Origin of the sequence: Pseudoalteromonas sp. A25 (assembly GCF_009176705.1) — a bacterium.
Classification (GTDB): domain Bacteria; phylum Pseudomonadota; class Gammaproteobacteria; order Enterobacterales; family Alteromonadaceae; genus Pseudoalteromonas.
On record NZ_AP021847.1, the window covers coordinates 725,233 to 741,063 of the forward strand.

Here is a 15,831-nt window from a genome sequence, read left to right on the forward strand (position 1 = left end):
ACTGACTCTCGTTATTAATGCTAAGTTCAAGCGTGTGCCATGGTAAAAGCTTGAACTTAACGACGGCTATACCACTAACGCATCAACTCTTGGCGAACAATGTCGGCACCCGCACTGAGCGCTTGTAACTTTGCATTTGCAACTGCTCTAGGTAACGGTGCCATACCGCAATTAGTGCAAGGATAAAGTTTGTCAGCGTCTACATACTTAAGGGCTGCGCGCAAGGTATTAGCTACTTCTTCTGGTGTTTCAATGGTGTTGGTGGCTACATCAATGGCACCTACCATCACTTTTTTACCGCGAACCAGCTCAAGCAGTTCAATAGGCACATGAGAGTTATGACACTCTAATGAGATAATATCGATATTCGATTTTTGTAGCTTTGGAAATGCTTGCTCGTATTGTCGCCACTGTGAGCCTAGCGTTTTTTTCCAATCGGTATTGGCTTTAATACCATAGCCGTAGCAAATATGTACTGCGGTTTCGCATTTTAACCCTTCAATAGCACGCTCTAATGCGGCAATGCCCCAGTCGTTTACGTCATCAAAAAAAACGTTAAAAGCAGGTTCGTCAAATTGAATTATATCAACCCCGGCAGCTTCTAGCTCTTTGGCCTCTTGATTTAAGATTTTGGCAAATTCCCACGCCAGCTTTTCACGACTTTTATAATGCTCATCATGCAGGGTGTCGACCATCGTCATCGGGCCTGGCAGTGCCCATTTGATAGGTTGCTTGGTTTGTTGGCGCAAAAATTTAGCATCGTCAACAAACACTGGCTTTTGTCGAGCAACCGGGCCTACCACAGTTGGCACACTGGCATCATAACGGTCGCGAATTTTTACCGTTTGGCGTTTTTCAAAATCAACCCCATCGAGGTGTTCAATAAACGTGGTTACAAAATGCTGACGAGTTTGCTCGCCGTCGCTAACAATATCAATGCCCGCCAATTGCTGCTCTTGTAACGACACACGCAACGCATCCTGCTTACCGTCAGCCAGTTCATTGCCCTGTAACTTCCATGGTGACCAAAGTGTTTCTGGCTGTGCAAGCCAAGCAGGCTTAGGTAAACTGCCAGCCGTTGATGTTGGTAATAGTGTTTTCATATTCTGCTCTTTTTATTATCGATGACTATAAGGCGTAATTGGCCGAGAACTGCTCAAGTACACTTTGATAAGGTTTGATAAAACAGTCTTGCGCAAATTTACCTTGCTGAACCGCCAACTTACTGCGCTCTTCTCGGTCGTATACAATTTGCGTAACAGAGTGATCCGAATTTTTTAAATTTGGTCGATAGAGCTTACCTGCCACCGCATTGGCATTGTAAATCTCTGGACGGTAGATTTTTTGGAACGTTTCCATAGTAGCAATAGTGCTTATAAGCTCTAAGTTGGTGTAATCGTTCAGCAAGTCACCAAAGAAATAAAACGCCAGAGGAGCAACGCTATTAGGCGGCATAAAATAGCGCACCGCTAAGCCCATCTTTTTAAAATATTGCTCAGTTAATGATGATTCATTGGGGTGATATTCAAAGCCCAATACAGGGTGTTGATTTTCGCTGCGGCGATAAGTTTTACTATCGGAAACACTCAAACAAATCACGGGTGGTTTTTTAAAGCATGACTTGTACGTGTTTGACTCAACAAAGTATTTAAATAACTTACCATGCAACTCACCAAAGTTATCTGGAATGCTAAATTGCGGTTTATTTTTATTATGATCGAGCAGTAAAACACTAAAGTCATAATCACGTACATAAGAAGAAAAATTATTCCCAACTATGCCCTCAATACGCTCACCAGTTTGATGATCAAGAATGTGCGTTTGCAATACCTCGATAGATGGAAATGCTTGACCACTTCTTGCAATGTCCAAATCAACTGAAATGATCTTTAACTCAAGGTTGTAACGATCAGCTTTTGGATTATCCCAATGTGCCAACGCATTAAAGCGATTATCAATCATGGTTAACGCGTTGCGTAAATTTTGCTGGCGACTTTTCCCACGCGCTAAATTAGCAAAATTAGTGGTAATGCGAGTGCTGTCTGATGGCTGATAGTGCTCATCCAAACGGTTGCTTTTTATCGTAAATGTAATGTCTTTGTTCATGATGCGCTGGTATCCATAATGTTGTTCGTTTATCTCACTGTGTGTTTTTACAGTGTGTAGCTATTGCTACAATTATCTTTAAAGGCGAGTGTTTATCGCGCTTTAACTTAGAAGATGTAGAATTTATACGTGGTTAGCCAGATGAAGAAAAACGGTTTTATTTCACATAAAACTTGAACCAGATTCATGATTTACCGCACTCCTCTGGGCAAATTTTGTAAATACGTGGCAAAGGCATCAAACAACAAGCATAGAAACCCAAACATCTAGACACCTAAACATCCAAATTGAATTTATCTCACTTAAAACATGAGGATTATTCAGCGCTTACAAGGCTTATAAATGGCGCTATGTTGATATACTCGCCAACCATATAGCATCCTGATCATTAGCCAAACCAGCAGGCTTTGTTACCAAACGATAAATTTTTTAAAAAATAATAAGAGACACAACAAATGAATGAGTTAATCATATTGATTTTTTACTGCGCAATACTTGGCAGTGGCGTGGGTTTTCTGGCAGGCTTGTTAGGCATTGGCGGCGGGTTGGTCATAGTACCCATTCTGAGCAGCATATTACTTTATTTTTCGATATTACCCGCTGAGCAAGTGGTTATCGCAGCCATTGCGACATCATTGGCATCGATATTATTTACCTCAACGTCTTCGGCGCTTGCCCATCATAAAAATGGCAACGTGCCTTGGACAATCGCCCCTTGGATCATGACTGGTGTAGCACTAGGCGCACTTATTAGTGGGTTTTTAGCAACACACCTCCCTGAGCATGTTGTGCGTATGGTATTTGCAGTTACCGTGGTACTTATTGCAATCAAAATGTTTTTAAGCAGTAAAAATAACACGCCTACACAGCGCAAAATGCCAAACAAAGGTATGTTAACTTTATTTACCACCCTGACAGGCGGCCTATCGGCCATGATAGGTATTGGTGGTGGGGCCTTACTAGTACCGCTACTAACGTTTTTTTCAATCGATATGAAAAAAGCCATCGGCTGCGCCTCTGCATGTGGCATCGTGATAGCCCTATTTGGCACTATTGGCTACATCAGCTCGGGCAGCACTCAGTTTGCTTTATCAGACGGTTTTGCCGGCTTTGTTTATTTACCCGCCCTTGCCGGCATTGTTTGCACCTCTTGGTTTACCGCTCCTTTGGGTGCAAAAGCCACACACCTCCTACCCGTTACAACCATCAAGAAGATTTTTGCTGTACTGCTGGTCGTGATGGCCGTGAATATGATGGTGAAATGATAGCACTCTGCGCTGGTATGTTTTAGCCTCAGCCAATAGCTCAGATACATCACGCAGCAATAAACACCTAATTGTCTTCTGACTGCATTAGCATGAGCTAAAACTGAGCCACCCTGAACTCGTTTCTAGATCTGTTTGCAAGTAGGCACAAACCTGGCATAAGCTCCTGCCCCTCGGCAGGAAGACGGAGGCATATATCTAATAATGCTTTTTTCTGAGCCGCCTATGTGGCGGTGAACTATTTGCCGTCATCACCAGTTGGCTCTTCATCTTTCTGAGCCGCCTGTGTGGCGGTGAACTGATTGTATCTGCAATCCTGCTTCGCTGCGTACTTTCTGAGCCGCCTGTGTGGCGGTGAACAGCAACAGCTAAAAACATGTGCTACGTGTACATTTTCTGAGCCGCCTGTGTGGCGGTGAACGAAAGGGACTTTTCTATGACGAACATATATTTATTTCTGAGCCGCCTGTGTGGCGGTGAACTTGACCAAATAGCGCCGTTGCCTACTCGGGAGTTTCTGAGCCGCCTGTGTGGCGGTGAACAAAACGCTGTACCCTTGCAAATAAAACCTATTTTTCTGAGCCGCCTGTGTGGCGGTGAACGCCGTAAAAAATCGCCGTTTAACGGGCTAGGTTTTCTGAGCCGCCTGTGTGGCGGTGAACACACGCAGAAGGCGGGCCAACTCAGCAGGCGTTTTCTGAGCCGCCTGTGTGGCGGTGAACGTCTTCGTCTGCATTGTCTGACATAGCCACTATTTCTGAGCCGCCTGTGTGGCGGTGAACTACAACCCGAATACAATGCAGTGTTTGTACGTTTTCTGAGCCGCCTGTGTGGCGGTGAACATCGTGCGACAAAACGGCGGCTTTCACTTGTGTTTCTGAGCCGCCTGTGTGGCGGTGAACCTAAAGGCGTTTGCGTACGGGGTGGCAATTGCTTTCTGAGCCGCCTGTGTGGCGGTGAACAAAAGAGCGAAAATTTCGCTCTTTTCGCTATAGTTTCTGAGCCGCCTGTGTGGCGGTGAACGCGGTGCTGCTGGTTAAACCCAACTCTTTATATTTCTGAGCCGCCTGTGTGGCGGTGAACAAAGATTACACAATCAAAGCGCCAGTGTGGAATTTCTGAGCCGCCTGTGTGGCGGTGAACAAAAACAACAAGCCACCTATGCCGAAGGGTATTTTCTGAGCCGCCTGTGTGGCGGTGAACGCTTTATTAAATTCGACCTCAATAACCCACCGTTTCTGAGCCGCCTGTGTGGCGGTGAACCAACGTAAATTCGGGCGTAGAACGGTCTGATGTTTCTGAGCCGCCTGTGTGGCGGTGAACAACGAAGAACGTTCTTTTACTCGGTTGCTAATTTTCTGAGCCGCCTGTGTGGCGGTGAACTTATACGATTACAGAGAAGAAATTGGTTTTGTTTTCTGAGCCGCCTGTGTGGCGGTGAACTACTTCATTGCGTAGAGATAGTATTTCGAACATTTCTGAGCCGCCTGTGTGGCGGTGAACCTTCATCAACGGATTTGCCGATCCTGTAGTTATTTCTGAGCCGCCTGTGTGGCGGTGAACCTGCCGCTTATTTCGCATCTGCTTCTGGTTTATTTCTGAGCCGCCTGTGTGGCGGTGAACATGAACCACAAGGCATGGTTGAATTGCATTTATTTCTGAGCCGCCTGTGTGGCGGTGAACCAGTCACACCAAAGAGCAAAAAAGGACATTCTTTTCTGAGCCGCCTGTGTGGCGGTGAACTCTAGGCCCACTTATCGACAGTATGTTCGGATTTTCTGAGCCGCCTGTATGGCGGTGAACCTGTTCAGTGTCAAGGCGGTAATGACTCAGGCTTTCTGAGCCGCCTGTGTGGCGGTGAACACTGCGGCAAGAACTGAACGCAACAAGCTAAATTTCTGAGCCGCCTGTGTGGCGGTGAACATGCAAGAGCAAAACACGCAGCTAATACAACATTTCTGAGCCGCCTGTGTGGCGGTGAACTCGCGCCTTGGTTAATGTGTGCTTTGCGGAATTTCTGAGCCGCCTGTGTGGCGGTGAACACCAAAACCCAATGTGAACACAGGCGTAGACTTTTCTGAGCCGCCTGTGTGGCGGTGAACGGGTGTAAACTTGTGTGTTAGGCACTTTTTTATTTCTGAGCCGCCTGTGTGGCGGTGAACCCCTGCTCTAATTGCTTGTTCTCATCTATACCTTTCTGAGCCGCCTGTGTGGCGGTGAACAATTGCTGCAGTAGGTGCAATCGTGGCCGAAGTTTCTGAGCCGCCTGTGTGGCGGTGAACCACGGGTATTGGGGTATTCAACGAGTAAGTCATTTCTGAGCCGCCTGTGTGGCGGTGAACGTCAGGGTTAAAAATGCTTGACGTTCTCGTTCTTTCTGAGCCGCCTGTGTGGCGGTGAACACAGTATCAGAAAGCGGCAAAGCTTGGGTTAATTTCTGAGCCGCCTGTGTGGCGGTGAACGCGCGCTTGCGGGTGATATGCTGGCACTTGCGTTTCTGAGCCGCCTGTGTGGCGGTGAACTCGAACAGCGTATGTTTGCACTTGGCACCGCATTTCTGAGCCGCCTGTGTGGCGGTGAACAACCCGATGCAGATGCAAAATACGCAGCAGTATTTCTGAGCCGCCTGTGTGGCGGTGAACGAGCTTGACGCGAATCTAGATGATGTTTATCTTTTCTGAGCCGCCTGTGTGGCGGTGAACAATAAAATACTAATACAAAAATAAGTTACAACAAGTCCTTAAGTAAAAAATAGCGATTTTACCTTATGAAAATCGACCTATTGCAACTTACTGATCTATATATCGATTTTTAAAGAGCAAAAACAAAAGGTTTTTTAAAGCATCAAGCAGCCTTAAAACCACGGCACCGCAACTTGCTGGGCTTCTGAGCGTCGGCTGAGCCCATAACATGTCAGCAGTGGTGTGTTATCACTTGGTTTTGTTGTTTTTTGGCACTCAATAAACAACAAAAACTTTCTACGCTCTGCAGGGCTTAGCATACTGTCGGTCGACAAGCTCCGTAGGTTGATAAAAGGCAATTTAGAGTGTTGCTTAAAGCTATCTATTGATTGCAACAGACGACTTTTAACTTCTTCAACAGCAAAACCATTTTTAGCTGCAATAGCTTGTGCTCGGCTATCAACCTGTTGGCGCAGTTTATCTGGCGATTTAAAGCGCCAACGTTTGAAATAGGCGTATTCCGCAATATTACTTGGCACAGCTTTTACCGCTTTAATGTGCACATAATCAGATAAGCGCGACAACCATTGCTCTACCTTTAAATCAACGAGTTGCTGTTCAGACTCGGCAAGCAATCTGAGTTTATTGCCCAGCGGAAACGGCTTGTCACCATACAAAGGGAACGACACAGCGATGGCAGAATCCTGCTCGCTGACTTTATGCTCCACCAGCAACAAATGAATTTGTTGATACACCTTGTGCCATAAAAAGCCTAGGTTGGCTTCGGCGTCTGGCAACAAGGTAATGTCTAAGTAGTAATTCATACAACCACCTTATTTGTCGCTTTCTCCAAACACCCCACCACGCACTAATATGGCCATCACATAATGCTCGTGCTCTGTGGCTTGCAACTGCTCTCCTCTGGCCCAAACATCAAAAAAGGTGTAAAAATCTTGTTTTTCAGCGGGTGTTCTATACGCCTTACCCCGGTTGGTGACGGCACCATAAGGTTCAATGGCAATTGGGCCAGCACTGGCTTCTGGGTCGGTAAATTCTGGGTACCACGTATCAATTGTGCGCAGCGCGTTGCCTAGCTTTTGTGAGTGCATGGCAGCTATGTCTTGCACCTGATAGAGTATTTTGCTTTTTTCGCCTTTGCCTTTATCTAGTACTAACTCCTCGCTTGGGTATACTTCCTGCGCGCGACCAACTTGGGCATAACAGTTTATCTCTAGCATCAAAAAGTCGTTGTCGCTGCTCAGTGCTTGGGCTATCAAAGTGGCCAATTCGTCAATTTTTTCGTCTTGATGGTCAAAATGCTTGGTGCTGTATTGCGTTGCATCGAAGGTCCACGATTTTTCAACTTGATTATTTTTAGCCGACACCTGTACTTCAATTTGCTCTGCACCAACTCGGTTGCGCCATAAAAACCGAGCGTTGGCTAAGTTTATGGCGTAGCGGCGTGCTAACTCCGAAAATTGATGTGTTTCAATATAAGCACGCGCTGCATTGCGGTAGCTTTGCTTAAACAAATCATTGTTACAGGCTGCAGGCTCGGTAATGCCGCCCAGCACTTTAATAGTAAATTGTAAGTTCAAGGTGTCTTGCTCAGGTGTTAGCGCGCAGGCATCAACCCGTTGCAAATTAGCTTTTTCAACCTCCGCGTTCAGTTTTGCAGGGTCGCCTTTAATCGCCGCTTTTAAGCGATTTGAAATTGTACCGCGCACCGACTTTTCATTTAATTTTAGCGGCTGTAAGCGTGTGGTACGCTCCTGCCACGTTGTGCCGTACATATGCCCGTCACTGGTTACGAGTTTTTTCTCAAATGCCAATACTGATGCGGTATTTTCTTTTTTAGCCATGTTGATTGTCCTTTTCTTTAATTTTTAAATTCAGTGCTACTCAAATTCATTCCCTGAGTCACATGGCTCAGGTGTTGCAAATTGACTTTGCTGACAAAGGTAGTAGTCACCTTGGGTGTGATAACGCCACAACATATCTTCTACACAGAGAATACGGTGGGGCATTTTAAACTCGCCCAGTGTGACTAGGCTTTCAGCAAAGCGGTGTGGGGTATCGGGATCTCTTTGGTTTTTAGCCGCTGCCAACTCGCTTATCCCGTAAAACCCGGTGGCAATGGGTACAATCCAACCCGCCGATGCGCCATTTACTTGTTTACTGTGCCGAAACCACGTCACCTTGTCGGTGTCGTCGGTTTCACAACTGTAATGTACCGAGGTAAAATCAATCAGCGCTTGCAGGGCATCTTGCCCTTCATTCATTGCCGCTATCATTAAATCGCGACGCTCTATCAGCGCATACCCGGGCATAAGAAGCCTTTGCAGCTTTTTAAGCTCGCCCTCATCGCCGTGTGTTACATTCACGCAAATGGGCGTGTTAAAGCTTTTAATATCACCGCTGGCCATTTTTATTTTGCCATGCAAAAGCTGTGTTACTTGCTCAACCAAAGACGCTCGTTCATCAACGGTTATGTTGTCAAACTCAATCACTAAACTCACATCAAGGTGGCAGCGGGCTTCTTCAATAAAGGCTGATCTTGCGCCTGTTTTATCCAGAGGGTTGCCTGTGCCCACAATTGAGTGAACGTAATCGTTCTCCCCTTTGTAAGTTTGCAAATCAATATCATGGCTTATTACCCCAACGGCATTAAAAGCCACTCCTATGTGTTGTTTGTTTAGCTGGCGCTGCAAAGCATGTACCGCGCCTAACCATGCGGTCATTGCAGGAAAGCCGATGGTAAACGGGCTAGAAAGCGCGTTAGCGTTATGTACCTTCATATGCGGTATGACCAGCAGCTTTTTTACTGCTCCTATCATCGTAAAAACTCCTTGTTATCGTGTACCACTTGCTTCATATGCTGGCGCTCTGCATAGCTGAGCGTAATGGCTTTATTACCCAGCGTTTTTTCATAGCCATGAAACATGAAATTGACGATGGCATCACAAATTTCATCTAACCAACTGTCGGTTTCCAAGCGCTGTTGTTCATGCTCTGGGCATAACCACACACGCTGTGCTTGAGCTAGACCACTACTGGTTGCCACATATTGCTGCACAGCCACTTCTCTTATCAGGTACATTTTTTCAATCACATGATCAATCACGCTTTGATATAGCTCGTCGCGTTTTGCTCTGGTATGCATATTGTTAAAATGCTCGCTAGGTAAGCGATACAACACATCGAGCGCTTTAAACTGCGTTTGGCAATGGCGATAGCGTACTACTTGAGCAAAAAAGTCACTGCGTGGAAAATGAATATCTCGGCGCTGTAGTTTAGGCGGCATACTCATCAATAAATGCGCTTTACCGCCATTTTGGTTGTTTAACACGCTGATGTTTTGCGGCTTTGTGCCGCCATAACCAATGGTAGTAAGGTTGCTAACTTCGCAATGAGTGGGGTGCGCTAAATTGGCTTTACGCTGCTCTCTGGCCAGCTTTATCTCATCGCCAAAACGCATCGTATCTAAGCGCTTTCTCAGCGCAAATAAAATACCAGACGCAGTTAGTAGCGATAGTTGGTGATAACTTACATCATCACTATTTTTGGCAGTAAGTGGAAAGTAAACTTGTTTTATTTTTGAACTTGTAACGACGTCTTTACTTGGGGCGGTCATGGCTAAAAAGCCCTCTTTTAGTGCTTCGTAGTCAGAGGCTTCATGCATGGGAGTGGTTCTAAACAAGCGCTGTGCTAAGTCAGTGTCTTGCTCAAGGTGTTGTAATAAGGTTTGCCCGTCTTCTAGCACTAGGGTTAAAAACTTATAAACATCTAGCGCCGCCGCATTACCTAACGAATCGGCTACTACCTCTACATTTCCTGAGCGTAAAAAGCCATCATTACTTGCTTCACTTTTGGCGATAATCGAGCTGACATAGCCATTTTTGTTTTTTCGTGCACTGGGGTGACTAAAGGTGCATGGGTGGGTAGAGATAGAGATCTGCCCTGCTCTTTTTGCCGCATTAGGTAACCAGTTTTGCAAACTAAATACCGATTCGCATTCCATATGCGTTTGTTGTATCTCGTCACCTGACATTGACGCTTTTGTGTTTTTTTTAAGCCATGCGGCTTTTCTTTCTTCAAAAAACGCATCAACTGCTTTATCAATCATCGTTCCCTCCTAAAGTATTTTGTCATAACAAGCGTGTGTAATGTGTTCACTCAACCTTCACCAGCCCAAGTTGGTCGTTATATGCATAGCGTTTGTTTTCATTAAATGGAAAGCTCAGCTCACCGTATTTAAGCGATATAACCCGCTGAGTCAGCGGGCTTTGTTCATGTGCATGACAATCAGCCAGCTCAGCGCAGGCTTGGTCAAAGTCTCTGACTAACCATAGTCGTTGAAGCTGGTGCGCGCTCAACGCTATGCGTTTTATATTAAGGATTTCTTCTCTGTCGATGGCTCGGCCTTGGGGGTCTTTTTCACAAAACCGGCTACGCTGCTGGTATTGATCAAACACCAAATAGGTTTTTACATTGGGTGCCCCTTTTCGAAAGGGGGTGAGTGCTTGCGGTAATGCCGTTAAAAACCAGTGGTGTTCAAGATAACCTTGCAAAGTACCAGGCCCCCGCGCCCCCGAACTGGTTGATTTGTAATAAGCCAAGGCGTGCAGCGTTACCACATGTTCCAGCTCCGCAAGGCTTTGCGCTTGGGTCAAGTTTTCAACATAGCCTACATTGATATGTTTAGGTTTACAGATCCGTGCGCTGGCATCTAAACGCTCGGCTATCTGTTTAATATCAATTAGCAGTGTTAAATCATGGCTTTTTAAGCGACAGCTTTTTTCAAACCCCGGACTAACAAAGGCTTTTAAACCATCAACATGGGCGTTTTTAATGGCTTTATAGTTGTATTGCAGCAAAGCAACGTTGGGGCTTTCGACCGCTGTTTTACGATGCCTACGTACGCGCCCTGCAAGTTGAATGATTGAACGATACGATGATGGCTCTATCACCGCCCAATCAAAGTCATGGTCGCGCCCTACTTCTTCAACGGGTGTGGCAACCAATACGAAAATAAGGTTTTTAACTTGGTTTTGTTGGCTTGATAGCTTATTTAAATGTTCACGTATGAGTGTATTTTGTAGCGCTTTGGGCTGTTCGTTGGCACTTTCTTTACGCTTTAACACTTGGTCTAAATGCTGCTCTTGTATTGAACGCAGTAGCAGTGTTTGTTGGCTGTGGTAAGGCATTACCCTAACTGCAATGTCATCGGGCCAATCATACGACAGTAAAAACTGAGCCAGCGCCACACAGGGTTTAATGTTTGCAACACGCACCACCCCAAACGACACGTTGAGCTTAGTGTTTTCATCCACAAAATGATGATCATCGTGCTTTGCTAAAATGCTTTTGGCAATAACGCTAAAGTAGGCTGATTGCTTTGTTTGCTCACCTTCAACTTGTAGAGCCGGCACTTGCTTTTTATCATATATCGCCTCACAAAGGCTGATATCGGCTTTTCTTAAAATAGGTTGCTGTGCCAGTTTGCCTTGGCGTTTTTGAATAAACTCGTCGTGTTTTGCACGGTACTGCAATATAGCGCACTCTAGTGAACTCGCACGATTGGTATCAAGATGTGTATTAAACTCATCTATCCAAGCACACCCTATGTGTTCGCTCGCACTGCGGGTGGCACAATACAACTGCCAACCATCGCGATATGCTTTAAAGTAACCCTCGGCCAGTGATGGGGGAATGGTAGCGGAGGAGAGCATCACTTTTCGCCCCAGCATACCTGCAAGATGGATCAGCCTGCCGATCGCAATTAAATCACCGTCTGTAAAATCATCTACCTCATCTATCACCAAGTCAGACGACATTAACCGTAAAGAAGGTAATATGTATTTACCACCGCGGGTTGTTTCAATTGCGCTGATGATGTGGTCAATGGTGCAAGCAAGCACAGGGGCATATAAAAACTTCTTATCGCGCTCACTATTTAGCACGGTAGTGAGGTTTTCTTGCGGAATATCACATTCAAAATCAACATCTTCGTCTAATAGCGGCGCTTCAGATTCCGAGCCGGTTTGTTCAAAGTGACTGGTGTGCGCCGCAGTCTTATGTTTTTTATGTAACTCCATGACCGCTTTTGAACCGATCACAACCGCCAGCTGAGTGTTGTCTAACCCTACCCTTTGCGCGTATTCATCACCCGTTTGTAGAGTTAACGTGCGCAGGCCCAAAGCCAAAATATAACGAAGGCTTTTGCTATCGTCCGACAGGGCGCGCATAACTTTGGCATTAGCAAATGTTTTACCACAGCCTGTACTTGCCATGTTGAGGGCAAAAAAGCCAAACCTTTTGTGCTCTTTTTCAGCTTGCAAAGCACGCCATTGACTAATTTGAGCAACGGCTTTGTCTTGCCATTTATAGTCTTTCGGACTTGGCTTTCTTAAGCTTTCTATGTCTGTTGCCTGAGGTAGTTCACTCTCGAACGCAGGTAATAAGTGCGCCGCTTGGGTGGCATAACGCGCCACCCCCACTAAATGTTCATCCAACTTTTGTTTTAACTGCTTGGTTGCTCTGTCAGTATTTGCGAACAAGCCCGTGGTGTTTTGCCATTTTTTATCTGCTTGTTGAGATGAATAATAATGATCGCCCAACATTAAACACAGCCGAGCATGATGCACTAGCACCCGATAGCCGCCCGTTTCTATCGCTTTTATAGCAAGCGCTTGATAATCAAGTAAACTTGACGACCAGCGTTTAACTCGACTAAGCCACGGCTTGGAGTTACTCATTAAGCCATTGGGAAATTCAAAGCACTGCCCTAAGCGCTTTTCAAATTCCTGTTTGTTATAGCTATTTTCATAGCCCCACTGCTGCGTGATTTTAGCAAGCATGTCATCAAGCGACTTAGCTGTTTCTGATTTATAATCATCAGGCGAACCTTGCTTTGGCAAAGGTAAGCGATGATGAGATACCACCAACCATGCAACAAGCTTTGCAATAGGTGGTAATTGCGCCATTGGCCTAAGTGGGCTTTGCTTAATCGCAGCCTGAACTTTTTGTTCATTAATATCGCCACGACTTAACGCCTGCAACCATGCTTTATCTGAATGCTCACTTGTTGAGTCAATAAAGCCGCGTAGTAACAATAGTGAGATCCATTCATGGCGTATTGGGTCGCCTTTAAACTGGTTTGGGTTATTCGGCTGTAATTTACTTTGAAACAGCTCAGTGGCCTTGCCCCAATCATGCAACAATGCAGCAATCCCAACCAAACCTTTAATCAAAGGCAAAAAGTGCCAATCGCTTTCAATTTCACTGTTAAGTAGGTTCCGCCTTGTCCAATTCACCGGCACCACCCCCTCAAGATTAAATTTATTACGATTGCCCACTACCCACAATAACTGACTTCTAGAACGTGAGCGTATCCAATGACAACTCACCGCTGTACTGCGGCTGGCGGTTTTGCGCAGCATTTTTTTAACTGTGAGTAAGCCATCTTCGGTGATCAAGGTTTGCCATGTATTATCGCCTATGCGGTTAGCAAACGCGTCTAACACTCGCCGCGTTTTTTTGAGGGCGTTTTTTTCGCACTGAGAGACAAACGTCACCATCATAAGTTATTTGCCTCAATGTGCTCTTTTGAGTGTGCTTGCAGTGCAATTTGCTTTACCGTATCAAACATGTAATCCAGCGCTTTATGATCAGTAAATGCTTGGAGTACTTGCTGACGAAATTCTTGCTCTGTGGCGTTTTCTTTTGCGCACACAAATGCCCACGGCAGCACCAGCGCGTCTTTAATTAAATCTGCCACATCGAACACCAAAGCCCCTCGGCGAGTTTTGCCGTGCATGACCGCAAATCCATGTGGAATGCCCAGCACCCACAAGCAACTGGCTGCAAGTCCATAAGCTAAGTAGTTACCATGATTTAAGAAGTCATTGGCTTTGTCGGTACTTTGATGCTGACGGGTAAAACCTTTAACGCCGGTATTATTGGCAGCGTATTTGTAAAGCACCTTGGTTAGTTGGGCTTCGGTAAGTAATAATTCTGATGGTTTGCTCGCTTCATCGGTGCGTTTGTGAAACGTACTCAGTGCATTTTGAATTGCATCGTGATGAAACTCGAACCCTTCAAGTTTCAACTCTCGGTCTTTGCTCCACACTTTTTCGAGATAGTGAATACGAGCATGTTGAAATGTTTTGGCCGCCTCTAACCGCTTTACATCATCAAACCAAAATTGCAGCCAACCGTGTAAATACTCGGTAGGCCGGTATTCGCTTTGTGGCGTAAACCACTCTACCTCACAGGCCATATGCAACGGTGTGCCACCGCCGCCACAAAACCCCACCAGCACACCTGCTTGGGCAAGCATTCGCATGGCAGCTTGGGTAATAGAGGTGCCATTACCCAACATTAAAACCGTGCTGTTTGCGATGGGAATATTAAAATACTGGTTTTCGTGTTTCGCTTCTGTGAGGTATAAAACACGGCCATCTTTTTGCATTACTCGGCAATGCTCTAAGTAATACATGTTGGCACGCTTTGAGTGCAAAATGGTTTTCAGATCGGTTGGGCTTAACTCTTCCATGCTCGCCTTGTACCTGATATTTACATACGATTAACTTCCAGACTAAAACGCAAATTCGGCAAATACAATAAAAATAGATGAGTTATTGAAGTTTTATTGCTTTAGCGCAAATTTTAGATATAAAGTGACAGAGCGCATTTATTTACACCGAACATCATTGTCTTATGCTTGTGTAGTATTTATAAACACCACCATACTAGCGCTCGGTAAGATCCTGACCTTCGTCAGGAAGACGGGCGTAAGTCTGAGCCGCTTTTGCCTCTCAGTTCTTGCCAAAGCTCACTGTAACCCCCCTTTACACCTATCTGTCCACGCTTCCTGCACATCAGTTAAGCCAAAGGTAAATACACATCGGTGCGTAAATCGCATTCGTCTACTTCGTGTATAAGGTTTAAATACTCAAAAAATACAGGGTGATCACCAAGTTGCTCTTGGCTTTGCGGTAGCCATTGTTCATACAACGCATAAATGGTTTTTTCTAAAGTGTCATGACTGCCAAAGTGGGTGGCTTTTGCGCAGCGCATAGCGGGTATGGCACCCGCTTTTACAGAAAACTCGTTGTCTGGTACCGAGGTCATGTTTTGCTGCAATGAGCCGCATATTTTAAATTCAAAATCGTCTTCTTTCATAGTACTTGGGTCACCATTAGGAATACCAAATGTACGGCAATGCGCTATGGGTGACCACTGACTTTGCTTTCGCCAGGCAACAAACTGGCCTGCACTTTCGTACACTCGTTGAGGATTTCCGTGATGAGTTAAATATGCAATGGGGGTATGCGCAAACTCGACGATAGATACTGCTATCGCGTCATTATTACTAGGCAAAGTAAATTCATAAAGTCGATACCAATTTGGCCAGTCTGGGCTTTGCCTAAACTGACTTGGGGTTTGCGAAAAGGTACGTTTAAACGCTCGTGAGAACGCTTCGCTACTATCAAATTGTGCCGTAAGCGCAATATCAATAATCTTCATATCAAGTTCAAATGCCAATTGAAAAGAGGCACGCTTTAAGCGTGCAAGCTGTAAATACTTGATCACGCTCACACCCGTATACGCTAAAAATACCCGATGAAAATGATATCGTGACAAGGCGGCCACCTCACTAAGTTGCGCTAGGTCTAGCTGCCCCTCAAGGTTATGTTGAATGAAATCACATACGCGTTTAATGCGATTTTCTAACGACTCTTTACACACAATGTGCCCTGCTCATCATTTTTAAA

The 15,831-nt window shown here is 45.4% G+C and carries 10 protein-coding genes and 1 CRISPR repeat array; of the genes, 1 reads left to right on the top strand and 9 read right to left on the bottom strand.

Annotated elements, in window-relative coordinates; translation table 11 throughout:
• Positions 1-74 precede the first annotated feature (74 nt).
• Entirely contained in the window at positions 75-1,103 is a 1,029-nt protein-coding gene (locus GDK41_RS19675; protein ID WP_152088173.1) for a methionine synthase, read from the bottom strand.
• Positions 1,104-1,128: 25 nt separating this feature from the next.
• Complete coding sequence (locus GDK41_RS19680) at positions 1,129-2,106, bottom strand: DUF1852 domain-containing protein (RefSeq protein ID WP_152088174.1); 978 nt, start codon at positions 2,104-2,106, stop codon at positions 1,129-1,131.
• 455 nt (positions 2,107-2,561) lie between these two features.
• On the opposite strand from GDK41_RS19680, the gene GDK41_RS19685 reads away from it, so the two are divergent.
• Positions 2,562-3,371, top strand: coding sequence for a sulfite exporter TauE/SafE family protein (locus GDK41_RS19685; RefSeq protein WP_152088175.1), 810 nt, complete (start codon positions 2,562-2,564; stop codon positions 3,369-3,371).
• A 211-nt stretch (positions 3,372-3,582) separates the two neighbouring features.
• Positions 3,583-6,073: direct repeats of the CRISPR family, unit length 28 nt; unit sequence TTTCTGAGCCGCCTGTGTGGCGGTGAAC.
• A gap of 152 nt (positions 6,074-6,225) precedes the next feature.
• On the opposite strand, the gene cas6f is transcribed toward GDK41_RS19685, so the two are convergent.
• The 7 genes from cas6f to GDK41_RS19720 all read right to left on the bottom strand — a co-directional run bounded on the left by cas6f (position 6,226) and on the right by GDK41_RS19720 (position 15,805).
• On the bottom strand, positions 6,226-6,876 hold the full coding sequence (cas6f, locus tag GDK41_RS19690) for a type I-F CRISPR-associated endoribonuclease Cas6/Csy4 (RefSeq protein ID WP_152088176.1): 651 nt from the start codon (positions 6,874-6,876) through the stop codon (positions 6,226-6,228).
• A gap of 9 nt (positions 6,877-6,885) precedes the next feature.
• The gene (csy3, locus tag GDK41_RS19695; protein WP_152088177.1) at positions 6,886-7,914 is read right to left on the bottom strand and encodes a type I-F CRISPR-associated protein Csy3; all 1,029 of its coding nucleotides are present in this window, start codon (positions 7,912-7,914) and stop codon (positions 6,886-6,888) included.
• 36 nt (positions 7,915-7,950) lie between these two features.
• On the bottom strand, positions 7,951-8,889 hold the full coding sequence (gene csy2, locus GDK41_RS19700) for a type I-F CRISPR-associated protein Csy2 (RefSeq protein WP_152088178.1): 939 nt from the start codon (positions 8,887-8,889) through the stop codon (positions 7,951-7,953).
• On the bottom strand, positions 8,886-10,178 hold the full coding sequence (gene csy1 / locus GDK41_RS19705; protein WP_152088179.1) for a type I-F CRISPR-associated protein Csy1: 1,293 nt from the start codon (positions 10,176-10,178) through the stop codon (positions 8,886-8,888). The genes csy2 and csy1 overlap by 4 nt, the downstream gene beginning before the upstream one ends.
• 46 nt (positions 10,179-10,224) lie before the next feature.
• Positions 10,225-13,635: a type I-F CRISPR-associated helicase Cas3f gene (gene cas3f / locus GDK41_RS19710; protein ID WP_152088180.1), complete on the bottom strand. Its 3,411-nt coding sequence runs from the start codon at positions 13,633-13,635 to the stop codon at positions 10,225-10,227.
• On the bottom strand, positions 13,632-14,609 hold the full coding sequence (gene cas1f / locus GDK41_RS19715) for a type I-F CRISPR-associated endonuclease Cas1f (RefSeq protein WP_152088181.1): 978 nt from the start codon (positions 14,607-14,609) through the stop codon (positions 13,632-13,634). Before cas1f ends, cas3f begins: the two co-directional genes overlap by 4 nt.
• A 329-nt stretch (positions 14,610-14,938) precedes the next feature.
• Positions 14,939-15,805 carry an AraC family transcriptional regulator gene (locus tag GDK41_RS19720; RefSeq protein WP_152088182.1) on the bottom strand — a complete coding sequence of 289 codons (867 nt, stop codon included), beginning with the start codon at positions 15,803-15,805 and terminating at the stop codon, positions 14,939-14,941.
• Positions 15,806-15,831: the final 26 nt, after the last annotated feature.